The organism is Cellulosimicrobium sp. TH-20 (assembly GCF_002105775.1).
Lineage (GTDB): Bacteria > Actinomycetota > Actinomycetes > Actinomycetales > Cellulomonadaceae > Cellulosimicrobium > Cellulosimicrobium funkei.
In genome coordinates this window covers 3,399,649-3,413,219 of the sequence record NZ_CP020857.1, presented here as the reverse complement: position 1 = coordinate 3,413,219, position 13,571 = coordinate 3,399,649, and the positions used below count along the sequence as shown (strand labels likewise).

The 13,571-nt window shown below is 74.3% G+C and carries 10 protein-coding genes; all 10 read left to right on the top strand.

All coding sequences use genetic code 11. From position 1 onward, the window contains the following. The first annotated feature begins 151 nt into the window (after positions 1-151). The 10 genes from B8281_RS15170 (at position 152) to B8281_RS15125 (ending at position 13,567) form a co-directional block, all read left to right on the top strand. Positions 152-991: an SDR family oxidoreductase gene (locus B8281_RS15170; protein WP_085388804.1), complete on the top strand. Its 840-nt coding sequence runs from the start codon at positions 152-154 to the stop codon at positions 989-991. A gap of 88 nt (positions 992-1,079) precedes the next feature. Further along, on the top strand, positions 1,080-2,648 hold the full coding sequence (locus B8281_RS15165) for a molybdopterin-dependent oxidoreductase (protein WP_085388136.1): 1,569 nt from the start codon (positions 1,080-1,082) through the stop codon (positions 2,646-2,648). Positions 2,649-2,993: 345 nt separating this feature from the next. Continuing rightward, on the top strand, positions 2,994-3,245 hold the full coding sequence (locus tag B8281_RS15160; RefSeq protein WP_085388135.1) for a hypothetical protein: 252 nt from the start codon (positions 2,994-2,996) through the stop codon (positions 3,243-3,245). Positions 3,246-3,490: 245 nt separating this feature from the next. Further along, positions 3,491-6,940 carry an isoleucine--tRNA ligase gene (gene ileS / locus B8281_RS15155; RefSeq protein ID WP_085388803.1) on the top strand — a complete coding sequence of 1,150 codons (3,450 nt, stop codon included), beginning with the start codon at positions 3,491-3,493 and terminating at the stop codon, positions 6,938-6,940. Then, positions 6,937-8,358, top strand: a complete 1,422-nt coding sequence (locus B8281_RS15150) for a folylpolyglutamate synthase/dihydrofolate synthase family protein (protein ID WP_085388134.1) — start codon at positions 6,937-6,939, stop codon at positions 8,356-8,358. Before ileS ends, B8281_RS15150 begins: the two co-directional genes overlap by 4 nt. A gap of 144 nt (positions 8,359-8,502) precedes the next feature. Then, the gene (gene dhaK / locus B8281_RS15145) at positions 8,503-9,498 is read left to right on the top strand and encodes a dihydroxyacetone kinase subunit DhaK (protein WP_043658407.1); all 996 of its coding nucleotides are present in this window, start codon (positions 8,503-8,505) and stop codon (positions 9,496-9,498) included. 69 nt (positions 9,499-9,567) lie between these two features. After that, a complete protein-coding gene (gene dhaL, locus B8281_RS15140) occupies positions 9,568-10,212 on the top strand; it encodes a dihydroxyacetone kinase subunit DhaL (protein ID WP_085388133.1) in 645 nt (214 codons plus the stop codon). After that, entirely contained in the window at positions 10,209-10,946 is a 738-nt protein-coding gene (gene dhaM, locus B8281_RS15135) for a dihydroxyacetone kinase phosphoryl donor subunit DhaM (RefSeq protein WP_085388132.1), read from the top strand. Before dhaL ends, dhaM begins: the two co-directional genes overlap by 4 nt. A 97-nt stretch (positions 10,947-11,043) precedes the next feature. Then, positions 11,044-11,712: a TetR/AcrR family transcriptional regulator gene (locus B8281_RS15130; RefSeq protein WP_232322585.1), complete on the top strand. Its 669-nt coding sequence runs from the start codon at positions 11,044-11,046 to the stop codon at positions 11,710-11,712. Between the two features lie 133 nt (positions 11,713-11,845). Next, positions 11,846-13,567, top strand: a complete 1,722-nt coding sequence (locus B8281_RS15125) for an MDR family MFS transporter (RefSeq protein ID WP_085388130.1) — start codon at positions 11,846-11,848, stop codon at positions 13,565-13,567. Positions 13,568-13,571: the final 4 nt, after the last annotated feature.

Below are 13,571 nucleotides of genomic sequence, written 5' to 3'. Positions count from 1 at the left end.
CCCGGGCGGGGACGCGGGCTCTCCAGGGTCGGACGCGCCATCTCGCGTCGGGCGGACCCGCGACCCAAGGACGAGGTCGCTCCGGCGAACGATCGAGGGGTTCGCGGTCCGTCGTCCAGCCTACACACGCGGCCGTGACAGAGTGTGCGTCGTGACCGAGACGTCGTACCCGCCCGCCCCCGCCCCTGCGACCTCGCCCCTGCGCGCCGTGGTGACCGGCGCGTCGTCGGGCATCGGGGAGGCGTGCGTGCGGTTCCTCCGCGCACGGGGCTGGGACGTCGTGGCGTTCGCGCGCCGCGCGGACCGGCTCGCCGAGGTCGCGGAGCGCACGGGCGCCCACCCCGTGGTGGGCGACGTGACCTCCGACGACGACGTCGCGCGCCTCGTCGCCGAGGCGGGCGCCCGCGGGCCCGTGCACGCGCTGCTCAACATCGCGGGCTTCGGCCTCGGCGTCGACCCCGTCGACGAGGCGAAGATCGACGAGTGGCGCGCGATGTACGAGACGAACGTGCTCGGCACCGTGCGCGTGACCCGGGAGTTCCTGCCGCTCCTGCGCGCGTCGCGCCGCGGCGACATCGTGCTCATGACGTCGACCGCGGGCCACGACACCTACGTCGGCGGCTCCGGCTACGTCGCGTCCAAGCACGCGCTGCTCGGCGTCGCGAAGACGCTCCGCCTCGAGCTCGTGGGCGAGCCGATCCGCGTCATCGAGATCGCGCCGGGCCTCGTGCACACGCCCGAGTTCTCGCTCAACCGCTACCACGGGGACCAGGCCGGGGCCGACGCCGTCTACGCGGGCGTCGTGGACCCGCTCACCGCCGACGACGTCGCCGACGTCGTGACGTTCGCCGTCACGCGCCCGCACCACGTGAACATCGACTCGCTGATCCTGCGGCCCGTCGCGCAGGCCTCCACGTACTCCCTGTGGCGCGCGCCGCTCGTCCCGAAGGGCATGGAGCCCGCGCCCGACGCCGACGCGTCGGCCGGCTGACCCCGACCCGTCCGGGAGCGGAGCCGCTCCGAACCGGCGATGGCGCCCGGGGCCGGCCCGGCGTCTACTGGATCACGGGAGGACGCGCATGACGGGGCAGCGGCAGGCAGCCGGGCACGCGGGTGGCCGGGCGGCGCTCGCGGGCGTCGTCGCGGCGGCCGTCGGGTTCGCCCTCGCCGAGCTCGTCGCGGCCGTCGTCGCGCCCGGGTCGAGCCCGCTGTTCGCCGCCGGTGCGGGCGTCGTCGACGCGGTGCCGGGGCCCCTCAAGGACCGGGCCGTGGCGACCTTCGGCACCGCGGACAAGGCCGTGCTGCTCGGGGTCATGGGCGTCGTGCTCGCCGCGGGCGCGGCCCTGAGCGGCTGGCTCGAGCTGCGCCGTCCGCCGTCCGGCACGCTGCTGCTCGCCGCCGTCGGGGCGGTCGGGGCGGTCGTCGCCGCCGCCCGGCCGGGCGGGGACGTGGCCTGGGCGCTGCCGAGCCTGGTCGGCGTGGGGGTCGCCGTGCTGCTGCTGCGCGCGACGCTGACGACGCTGCGCGGCCCGGCCGCGCTCTCCGGCTCCGACGACGCGACGACGACGTCCGGCGGCGTCGACCGCCGCCGGTTCCTCCTCGTCACGGGCCTGGCGGCGGCGGCCGGCGTCGTCGCGCTCGCGACGTCGCGCGCGGTGTCTGCCGGCTCGCGAGCCGTGACGGCAGCGCGCGACGCGTTGCGGCTGCCCGCCCCCGCGACCCCGGCCCCCGCCGTGCCCGCCGGGGCGGACCTGCGCGTCCCCGGGCTCGCGCCGTACGTCACCCCGAACGCGGACTTCTACCGCATCGACACGGCGCTGCGCGTGCCGCAGGTCGACCCGGCGTCGTGGACGCTGCGCGTCTCGGGGCTCGTCGACGACCCGTTCGAGATCACGCTCGAGGAGCTGCTCGCGCTCCCGCTCGTCGAGCACGATCTCACGCTCACGTGCGTGTCCAACGAGGTCGGCGGGGACCTCGTGGGCAACGCGCGGTGGCTCGGGTACCCGGTCCGCGAGCTGCTCGCGCGCGCCGGAGTGCAGGACGGCGCCGACATGGTGCTCTCCACGAGCGCCGACGGGTGGACGGCGAGCACGCCGCTCGACGCCCTCACCGACCCCGACCGGGCGAGCCTGCTCGCCGTCGGGATGAACGGCGAGGCGCTGCCGGCCGAGCACGGGTTCCCCGCCCGGCTCGTCGTGCCCGGGCTGTACGGCTACGTGTCCGCGACGAAGTGGGTCACCGAGCTCAAGGTCACGACCTTCGCCGACGACGTCGCCTACTGGTCCACGCGCGGGTGGTCGGAGCGCGGGCCGATCAAGCTCGCGTCGCGCGTGGACACGCCGCGCGACGGCGCGGCCGTGGACGCGGGGGACGTCGTCGTCGCGGGCGTGGCGTGGGCCCAGCACACGGGCGTCGAGGGCATCGAGGTGCGCGTGGACGACGGCCCGTGGCGCGCCGCGACGCTCGCCGCGACGGTCGGCCCGGACACGTGGCGGCAGTGGTCGTACGCGTGGGACGCGACGCCGGGGGAGCACCGGCTGACGGTCCGCGCGACCGACGCGGACGGGCGCACCCAGACGGCCGACGTCGCCCCGCCCGCGCCCGACGGCGCCTCGGGCTGGCACGAGGTCGCCGTCCGCGTCCGGTGACCGGCCCGGCCCCTGCCGGAGACAGGGGAGCAGGCGAGGGGTTCCGGGGGACCGGAGGTTGTCCCGCGACGGGCGTGCTGGCACCATGTGCGGGTGACCTCCGCGCGCCCCACGAGCAGCCCGCTCGTCCTCGCGCGCCCGCGGGTCCTCATCGCCACCTGTTGTTGAGGGCTCGCGGCGCCCTGCGCAGCCTCGACCTGGTGTCCGCGAGCAGCCTCCCGCCCCTCCCTCCCTGCGACGGGGCGTGACGGTCGCCGGTCCCGCGCCGCGGCTCAGCGATGAGTCCGACGCCACGACCGGGTCTGCACCCACGGACGCCAGCCGAGCACAGGACGCGAGACCACCATGTACGTTCCCCCGCACTTCCCCCGCTACCGCCCGACCACGGTGCCGTCGTCGGCACCCGCCCTCCCCGCCGCTCCCGCCCCGTCGGCCGCCGCCGGACCGCCGCTCACGCTCGAGTGGCTCGTCGCGCGCGACATCGACGCCTACACCGCGCGCCGCCGGACGGCGGCTACCATGGAGGCACAGGCGTCGACCCGGCCATCACCGGCGAGCCTCCGGAAGAACGGGAACCCCGCCGCGGGGCAGGCCTGACGGCCCGCGGCAGGTCCTCACTAGACCCGGACGGGTGGGCCCGTCACAGCCTGCGACGAGCGGTCGGCGACCGCCCGTGGTGCCCGACGCCGTCGGGCACCTGCGGGCACGGCGCCGGCAAGCGAGGTGGTACCGCGGCGAACCCGCCCCAGGTGGGGGAGTCGTCCTCGCAGGAGAGCACGACCGACCCGTACCACCACGGCGGACACCCCGCCGACCGCTACCTCACCGGAGTCCTCGAGACCATGGCCTACCCGCTGCACCGCGCACCCTCGTCCGCCGCCGACGCGCACCCCGGAGCCGCGTTCGGCGTCCCCGCCTCCCCGGACCTGCCCGCGATCGAGCGCGAGGTCCTCGCCTACTGGGAGGCGGACGACACGTTCCGCGCCTCGGTCGAGCGCAACCCCGCCGGGGAGAACGGCAGCAACGAGTTCGTGTTCTACGACGGCCCGCCCTTCGCCAACGGCCTGCCCCACTACGGGCACCTGCTCACGGGCTACGCGAAGGACGTCGTGCCGCGCTACCAGACGATGCGCGGCAAGCACGTCGAGCGTCGCTTCGGCTGGGACACGCACGGCCTGCCCGCCGAGCTCGAGGCGATGGACCAGCTCGGGATCAAGACCAAGGAGGAGATCCTCGAGCTGGGGATCGAGCGGTTCAACGACGCGTGCCGCGCGTCGGTGCTCAAGTACACGAGCGAGTGGCAGGACTACGTGACCCGCCAGGCGCGCTGGGTCGACTTCGAGCACGACTACAAGACGCTCGACCCGACGTTCATGGAGTCGGTCCTGTGGGCGTTCAAGCAGCTCTACGACAAGGGCCTCGTCTACGAGGGCTTCCGCGTGCTGCCCTACTGCTGGAACGACCAGACGCCGCTGTCCAACCACGAGCTGCGCATGGACGAGGACGTGTACCAGGTCCGCCAGGACCCGGCGGTCACCGTCGGCTTCCGGCTCGAGACGGGCGAGCTCGCGCTCATCTGGACGACGACGCCCTGGACGCTGCCGTCCAACCTGTTCGTCATGGTCGGCCCCGACGTCGAGTACGTCGTCGTGGAGTCGTCGTTCACGGGCGTCAAGGAGCGCTACGTGATCGCCGCGGAGCGCCTCGAGGCGTACGCGCGCGAGCTCGCCGACGAGGGCGTCGAGGACGTGACGACGCAGGTCGTCGAGCGGCTCACGGGCGCCGACCTCGTCGGGCGGTCGTACACGCCGCCGTTCTCCTACTTCGCCGGGCACGCCGGTGCGCACCGGGTCGTCGAGGCCGACTTCGTCACGACCACGGACGGCACCGGTCTCGTGCACAACGCCGGCGCGTTCGGCGAGGAGGACAAGGTCGTCTCCGACCGCGAGGGCGTCGAGCCGGTGCTGCCGGTCGCGTCCGACGGCAAGTTCGTCTTCCCCGTCGTCGACTACGAGAGCCTCCAGGTCTTCGACGCGAACGCGCTCATCATCGACCACCTCAAGGGCCGCACGCGCCACGACGCCGCGGCCGCGCAGGGGGAGGAGACGCCGGACCTCCCGCTCGGCGCGACGAGCCCCGGCACGGTGCTGCTGCGCCGTGAGTCGTACGCGCACTCCTACCCGCACTGCTGGCGCTGCCGCAAGCCGCTCATCTACATGGGCGTGTCGTCGTGGTTCGTCGCGGTGTCGAAGTTCAAGGACCGCATGGTCGAGCTCAACGAGCAGATCTCGTGGACGCCCGACCACATCCAGCACGGCCAGTTCGGCAAGTGGCTGGAGAACGCGCGCGACTGGTCGATCACGCGCAACCGGTTCTGGGGCAGCCCGGTGCCCGTGTGGCGCTCGGACGACCCGCAGCACCCGCGCGTCGACGTGTACGGCTCGTTCGCCGAGATCGAGCGGGACTTCGGCACCCTCCCGCGCAACGAGAAGGGCGAGCCGGACCTGCACCGGCCGTTCGTCGACCGCCTCACGCGCCCCAACCCGGACGACCCGACGGGCCGCTCGACCATGCGCCGCGTCGAGGACGTCATGGACGTCTGGTTCGACTCGGGGTCCATGCCCTACGCGCAGGTGCACTACCCGTTCGAGAACACCGACTGGTTCGAGCACCACAACCCCGGCGACTTCATCGTCGAGTACATCGGCCAGACGCGCGGCTGGTTCTACACGCTGCACGTGCTCGCGACCGCGCTGTTCGACCGCCCGGCGTTCCGCTCGGCCGTCTCGCACGGCATCGTGCTGGGCTCCGACGGCCGCAAGATGAGCAAGTCGCTGCGCAACTACCCGGACGTCAACGAGGTCTTCGACCGCGACGGCTCCGACGCGATGCGCTGGTTCCTCATGAGCTCGCCCATCCTGCGCGGCGGCAACCTCGTCGTCACCGAGGACGGGATCCGCGACGCGGTGCGCCAGGTGCTGCTGCCGCTGTGGAGCACGTACTACTTCTTCACCCTGTACGCGAACACGTCGAAGGCTCAGGCGCGGGCGGGCGAGCCCGTCGAGCCCGCCGGGTACGTCGCGCAGAAGGTGGCCCCCGAGCGCGTGGCCGGGCTCCCGGCCCTCGACCGCTACCTGCTCGCCCGGACCCACGACCTCGTCGTGCGCGTCACGGGGCAGCTCGACGCGTACGACATCGCCGGCGCGTGCGAGACCGTGCGCGAGCACCTCGACGTCCTGACCAACTGGTACGTGCGCACCCAGCGCGACCGGTTCTGGGCGGAGGACGCCGACGCGTTCGACACGCTGTACACGGCGCTCGAGACGCTCACGCGCGTCATGGCGCCGCTCGCCCCGCTGCTCGCGGAGGAGGTGTGGCGCGGCCTGACCGGCGGGCGCTCGGTCCACCTCACGGACTGGCCGGCGTCCACCGAGGAGGTCGGCGAGCGGTTCGTCGGCGAGGACGGCTCGTCCGCCGTGGCCGTGCGTCACGTCCCGGACGCGTCCCTCGTCGCCGACCCGGCGCTCGTCGCCGCGATGGACGAGGTCCGCGCCGTCGCGTCGGCCGCGCTCGGCCTGCGCAAGGCGCACCAGCTCCGGGTGCGCCAGCCGCTCGCGCGGCTCACGGTCGTCGTGGACGACCCGGGGGCGCTCGCGCCGTACACGGACCTGCTGGCGCGCGAGCTCAACGTCAAGGCCGTCGAGCTCGAGCCGACCGACTCGGACGCCGCGGAGCGCTTCGGCATCACGCAGCGCCTCGCGGTCAACGCCCGCGCCGCGGGCCCGCGCCTGGGCCGCGGGGTCCAGGCCGTCATCAAGGCGGCGAAGGCCGGTGCGTGGCGCGTGGACGAGGCCGGGGAGGTCGTCGTGACGACGGACGACGGCGACGTCGCGCTCCTGCCCGCGGAGTACGAGCTGACGACGGTGGTCGCCGACCGCGGCGTCGCCGAGGGCGAGGCGCCGAGCGTCGCCGCCGCGGTGCTCGCGAGCGGCGGGTTCGCCGTCCTCGACCTCGCGCTCGACGACGCGCTGCTCGCCGAGGGCTACGCACGCGACGTGATCCGCGACGTGCAGGACGCGCGCAAGGCCGCCGGGCTCGACGTCGCCGACCGCATCCGGCTCTCGCTCGACGTGCCGGGCGAGTGGCTCGCGGCCGTCGAGGAGCACCGCGACCTCGTCGCGCGCGAGACGCTCGCGGTCGAGGTCGTCGTCGAGACGTCGCCGACCGACGTGCGCTCCGTGCGCGTCGAGAAGGCCGACGGCACCGTCCCGGACACGGCGGTGATCCTGTGAGCGCCCCGCGCAAGGACCCCGGCGCCGCGCGACGGCAGAGCGCGAAGGACGCACGCGCGGCGGCGGAGGACGCCGCCGCGCAGGCGGACCTCGAGCGCGTCTACCAGCACATCGTGTCCCGTGCCCCCGAGCACGACTTCGACCCGACGATCGACCGGGTGCGGCGCCTGTTCGAGCTGCTGGGCGACCCGCAGCACGCGTTCCGGACGATCCACCTCACCGGGACCAACGGCAAGACGAGCACCGCGCGCGTCGCCGAGCGCCTCGTGCGCGAGCACGGCCTGCGCACCGGCCTGTTCACGAGCCCGCACCTGACGAGCGTCACCGAGCGGATCGTCGTCGACGGCGAGCCGCTCTCGCCGCGCCGGTTCGTCGAGGTGTGGGAGGACGTCTACCCCTACGTGCAGGTCGTCGACGCCGAGCTCGCGGAGACCGGGCAGTCGCAGCTGAGCTTCTTCGAGGTCCTCACGGGCGTGGCGTTCGCCGCGTTCGCGGACACGCCCGTCGACGTCGCGATCGTCGAGGTCGGCATGGGCGGCGAGTGGGACTCGACCAACGTGGTCGACGCGGAGGTCGCCGTCGTGACGCCCGTCGCGCTCGACCACGAGCGGTGGCTCGGGAGCACGCTCGAGGAGATCGCGACGGTCAAGTCGGGCATCGTCAAGGAGGGCGCGACCGTCGTCTCGGCGGCGCAGCGCCCCGAGGTCGAGGAGGTGCTGCGGGCCCGGGCGGAGCGCGTCGGCGCCCGCCTGCTGCGCGAGGGCGTCGACCTCGACGTCGCCGAGCGCCAGGTCGCGGTCGGCGGCCAGCTCCTCGACCTGCGCACGCCCGCGGCGCTCTACACCGAGGTGTTCCTCCCGCTGCACGGCGAGCACCAGGCGCACAACGCGCTGCTCGCGCTCGGCGCGGTGGAGGCGTTCCTCGGCGGCCGTGCGCTCGACGGCACGCTCGTCGAGGCGGCGTTCGCGGACGTCACGTCGCCGGGCCGGCTCGAGGTCGTGCGGTCCAGCCCGACCGTCCTCGTCGACGCGGCGCACAACGCCGCGGGGGCCGAGGCGCTCGCGACGGCGCTCGGCGAGGCGTTCGACCTGCGCCACCTCGTCGGCGTCGTCGCGATCATGGCCGACAAGGACGCCGAGCCGCTCCTCGCGGCGCTCGAGCCGGTGCTCGCGGAGATCGTCGTGACGCGCAACAGCTCGGAGCGCTCGGCCGACCCGACGGAGCTCGCCGAGCTCGCGGCCGACGTCTTCGGCGAGGACCGCGTGCACAGCACCGAGCGCCTCGACGAGGCGCTCCAGGTGGCGGTCGACCTCGTCGAGCGCGACGACGCCGTGGGCGTCGGCACGGGCACGGGCGTCCTGGTCACGGGCTCGGTCGTGACGGTGGCCGACGCGCGCGTCCTGCTCGGTCGCGGCTGACGCCCGGACGCCGCGCGGCGCGCGGCGGCCGGGTGTTTGATGGAGGCGACGACGGCGGCGGGCGCGCCGGGCGCGCCCTGCCGACGTCGCGGGGGCTGTCGGCGCCCGGAGGACCGGGCGCACGGACCGATGGAGGGATGACCGGTGAAGAAGCTGCTCAACGATCCCCAGGACGCGGTGACGGAGTCCCTCGAGGGCTTCGGCCAGGCGCACGCCGACCTCGTGCAGGTGCACCTCGCGCCCCCGTACGTGTCGCGCGCCGGCGGCGCGGTGGCCGGCAAGGTCGGGCTGGTCTCGGGCGGCGGCTCGGGCCACGAGCCGCTGCACGCGGGCTTCGTCGGGCCGGGGATGCTCGACGCCGCGGTGCCGGGCGCCGTGTTCACCTCGCCGACGCCCGACCAGATCGTCCCGGCGATCCTCGGCGCCGACTCGGGCGCCGGCGTGCTCGCGATCGTCAAGAACTACACGGGCGACGTGCTGAACTTCGAGACGGCGGTCGAGCTCGTCGAGGCCGAGGGCACCCAGGTCACGAGCATCCTCGTCAACGACGACGTCGCGGTCGAGGACTCGCTCTACACCGCGGGCCGGCGCGGCGTGGCGGGGACGGTCGCGGTCGAGAAGATCGCGGGCGCGGCGGCCGAGCGCGGTGACGACCTCGGGACCGTGACGGAGATCGCCGGGCGCGTCGTGGCGAACGTGCGCTCGATGGGCGTCGCCCTCACGGCGTGCACCGTGCCGCACGTGGGTCGGCCGAGCTTCGACCTCGGCGACGACGAGGTCGAGATCGGCATCGGGATCCACGGCGAGCCCGGGCGGCACCGGATCCCGCTCGCGTCGGCGGACGAGATCACGCAGCGGCTGGTCGATCCCGTGGCCGACGACCTGGGCCTCGCCGACGGCGAGGACGTGTTGCTGTTCGTTAACGGAATGGGCGGTACCCCGCTGTCCGAGCTGTACGTCGTCTATCGTCAGGCTAGGAGGCTGCTCGAAGGGCGCGGCGTACGCGTGACGCGCTCGCTCGTCGGCAACTACGTCACGTCGCTGGAGATGCAGGGTGCGTCGGTCACCGTGCTGCGCCTGGACGACGAGCTCACCGCCCTGTGGGACGCTCCCGTCCACACGGCCGCGCTGCGCTGGTGAGCGGGTGCCCTTTCGTGCAGTCTCCGGGAGCCGGCGCACCGCCGGCTCGACGGCGAGGAGAGGTGGGGCATGACGCTGGACGTGGCCTGGGCCGAGCGATGGACCCGGCTGAGCGCGGAGCGGATCGCGGCGGCACGGGACGAGCTGACGGAGCTGGACCGCCAGATCGGTGACGGCGACCACGGCGAGAACCTCGACCGGGGTTTCCGCGCGGTGGTCGCCAAGCTCGACGGGGCGGCCGCCGGGGACCAGCCGCCCGGTCAGATCGGCGACGTGCTCAAGCTCGTGGCCACGACGCTCATGTCGTCCGTCGGCGGCGCCTCGGGCCCGCTCTACGGGACCGCGTACCTCCGTGCCGCGAAGGTGACCGGTCTCGCGGAGCTCGACGCGCACGGCGTCGTGGCGCTGCTCGAGGGCGCGCTCGAGGGCATCTCCGCGCGCGGCAAGGCGCAGGTCGGCGAGAAGACCATGGTCGACGCCTGGCAGCCCGCGGTCGACGCGGCGGAGGCCGCGGCCGACGCCGGCGGCTCGACGGCCGACGTCCTCGCGGCCGCCGCCCGGGCCGCGCGCGAGGGCGCCGAGGCGACCGTGCCGCTCGTGGCGACGAAGGGCCGGGCGAGCTACCTCGGCGAGCGCAGCGCGGGCCACCAGGACCCGGGCGCGACGTCGACCGCGATCCTGCTCGAGGCCGCGCGCGACGCGGCGGCGGCGTGAGCGGCGTGGCCGGACCGGTCGGCACGCGGGCCCGGGTCGCGCTCGTCCTCGTCTCGCACTCGCAGCGCCTCGCGCAGGGGGCCGTCGAGCTGTCCGCGCAGATGGCGCCCGGCGTCCTGCTGCTCGCGGCGGGCGGGACGGACGACGGCGGCCTCGGCACGAGCTACGACCGCGTCTCCGGGGCGATCGAGGAGGCGCTGCGCGTCGCGGACGGCGTCGTCGTGCTCGCGGACCTGGGCTCGGCCGTGATGACGGTCGAGTCGGTGCTGGACCTGGAGGACGGCTTCGACGGGCGCGTGCTGCTCGCGGACGCGCCGTTCGTCGAGGGCGCCGTCGCGGCGGCCGTCACCGCGCACGGCGGCGGCGACGTGGCCGAGGTCCTCGCGTCCGCGGAGCACGCGGGCGGCACGTTCGCCGTCCCCGCCGCGGCACCGGAGGCGGGGGAGGAGAACCCTGCGGACGGCGCCCCGCCGGCGGGGGAGGCCCGCGCCGTCGTGACGTTGCGCAACCCGCTCGGCCTGCACGCCCGGCCCGCCGCGGTGCTCGCGCGCCTGGTCGCGGGGTTCGACGCGAGCGTCGCGATCGACGGCGTCAACGGGGCGAGCGTCCTCGAGCTCATGAAGCTCGGCGCGACCGGCGGGCAGGAGCTCACGGTCACGGGGGAGGGCCCGCAGGCCGCGGACGCCGTGCGCGCGGTGGTCGAGGCCGTGGAGAGCGGGTTCGGAGAGGTCTGACGCCCACGCCGGTGTGACCTCCGTCACCCGATATTGCAGTTGATGCAAAATTGCAGAGGATGCAAGAATGGTCCTCGTGCCGACGACTCCGCCTGACGTGCCCGATCGCCCCTCCGTGGCCGAGCGGGCGGCGGCGTGCGTCGCGCCGTCGCCGGGCGGGCTGCGGGAGCGCAAGAAGCGCGCGCGCCGCGAGGCCCTCGTCGACGCCGCGCAGACCCTCGTCCTCGACCGCGGCCTCGACGCCGTGACGGTCGAGGACATCTGCGCGGCCGTCGGCGTCTCGCCCCGCACGTTCTTCAACTACTTCCCCGCGAAGGACGACGCCGTGCTCGGCCTCGAGGACTTCTCGGTCCGACCCGACGTCGTCGCGGCCTTCGTCGCCGGCGGCCCGACGGGCGCGCTCCTCGACGACCTCGAGGTCGTGGTGGCCGACGTGCTCGCGCACGAGGTCGTCACCCCCGAGCGCATGGCGCGCACGCTCGAGCTCGTGCAGCGCGAGCCGCACCTCGTCGCGCGGCACGTCGCGTGGGTCGAGGGCCACCGCGCGGAGCTCGTCGAGATGCTCGTCGCACGTCGCGCGGTCCGGCCGTTCGTCCCGGACCCCGAGCTCTTGGCGCTCGTCGTCATGAGCCTCCTGCGCGCGAGCACGGTCGAGTGGCAGCAGCGGGGCCGGGAGGGCGAGCCGGTGGACCACCTGCCGGGCGTCGTCGACCAGCTCCGCGCGCTGCTCCGCGACACGCGCGCCCCCGATCCCGCGGCCACCTGACCGCACCCCTCGCTCCGCGCGAGGACTCCACCGGCTCGGGCCCCCACCCGACCGGCCGCACCTCCAGCCTCCACCCGACGACGGGCCGCGCCCGTCGGCGCGCGCCCGCCCGTCCCGACCGAACCGGATCCTCATGGCCTCCTCCACCGCAGCACCGCCCGTCGACGGCGGCAAGCCGCTCGTCGTGCTCACCCCGCGCACCGTGTGGGTGATCTTCGGCGCGCTCATGGCGTCGATGTTCCTGTCCTCGCTCGACCAGTCGATCGTCGGCACCGCGATGCCGACGATCGTCGGCGAGCTCCACGGCGTCGAGCACCAGGGCTGGGTCATCACGGCCTACATCCTGGCGATCGCCATCGTCATGCCGCTCTACGGCAAGTTCGGCGACCTCTGGGGCCGCCGCTGGCCGTTCCTCGTCGCGATCGGCCTCTTCACGGTCGCGTCGGCCGGCGCCGGGTTCGCGCAGTCGTTCCCCGAGCTCGTCGCCTGGCGCGGCGTGCAGGGCCTCGGCGGCGGCGGCCTGATGATCCTGTCGCAGGCGATCATCGCCGACATCGTCCCCGCCAAGGACCGCGGCAAGTACATGGGCCCCATGGGCGCGCTCTTCGGCATCGCCGCGGTCATCGGGCCGCTCCTCGGCGGCTGGTTCACCGAGGGCCCGGGCTGGCGCTGGGCGTTCTGGATCAACGTGCCCATCGGCGTCGCCGCGTTCGTCGTGGCGTGGGTCGCGCTCAAGCTCCCCTCGCACCGCGCGGGCCGCAAGATCGACGTCGCGGGCATCTTCTTCCTCGTCGTCGCGACGTCCGGCATCGTCCTGGTCACGAGCTGGGAGTCGCTGACGACGTCGTCCGGCTACGACTGGTCCGACCCGTGGCTGCTCGGCCTCGTCGCGGCCGTCGTGGTGTCGGTCGTCGCGTTCGTCCTCGTCGAGAACCGCGCCGAGGAGCCGCTGCTCCCGCTGCACCTGTTCAAGAACCGGACCTTCACCATCGCGACGCTGATCGGTCTCGTGCTCGGCATGGGCATGTTCTCGGCGCTCGCGTTCCTGCCGACGTTCCTGCAGATGTCCACGGGTGCCGGGGTCACCGAGTCCGGGTTCCTCATGCTCCCGATGATGGTCGGCGTCATGATCACGGCCATCGGGTCCGGTATCGCCATCACCAAGACCGGGCGGTACAAGATCTACCCGGTGGTGGGTCTCGCGATCACCGCGGCGGGGATGGTCTGGCTCACGCGCATCACGGGCGACATGTCGATGTGGCTCTTCGGCGCAATGATCTTCGTCATGGGCGCCGGGATGGGCCTCGTCATGCAGACCATCGTGCTCGCCGTGCAGAACTCGGTCGACCCGCACGAGATCGGGACCGCCACGAGCGCGAACAACTTCTTCCGCGAGATCGGCGCGGCCGTCGGGACGGCGCTGTTCAGCACCATCTTCACGTCGCGGCTCGCCGACAACCTCGAGGGCGTCTTCGCGGGCGTGCCCGGAGGTGCGGCCCCCGCCGGCGCGGAGGGCTCCTCGCTCACGCCCGAGATGGTGCAGCAGCTCCCGGAGCCGATCCACACGGGCGTCGTCGACGCGTTCACCGACGCGCTCGCCCCCGCGTTCTGGTACCTGGTCCCGCTCGTCCTCGTCGGGTTCGTGCTCGCGCTGTTCCTGCGCGAGGTCAAGCTCTCCGACGTCGCCGGGATGGTCGCGCGCGGCGAGGCCGTCGCCGACCACGGCGACCTGCGCGAGGACGCCCCCGCGACCGGCGAGGCTGAGGGCGCCGCGGTCGTCGTGCCCGCGGGCGGCCGGGGACCGGACGACGAGCGCCCCGGGAGCCGGGACCGCGACGGCGCGCCGGTATCCTGACCGG

Coding starts and splice junctions, on each gene's coding strand:
- ileS (WP_085388803.1), top strand. CDS start 3,491: ATGGCCTACCCGCTGCACCGCGCACCCTCGTCCGCCGCCGACGCGCAC.
- B8281_RS15160 (WP_085388135.1), top strand. CDS start 2,994: ATGTACGTTCCCCCGCACTTCCCCCGCTACCGCCCGACCACGGTGCCG.
- dhaL (WP_085388133.1), top strand. CDS start 9,568: ATGACGCTGGACGTGGCCTGGGCCGAGCGATGGACCCGGCTGAGCGCG.
- B8281_RS15125 (WP_085388130.1), top strand. CDS start 11,846: ATGGCCTCCTCCACCGCAGCACCGCCCGTCGACGGCGGCAAGCCGCTC.
- B8281_RS15165 (WP_085388136.1), top strand. CDS start 1,080: ATGACGGGGCAGCGGCAGGCAGCCGGGCACGCGGGTGGCCGGGCGGCG.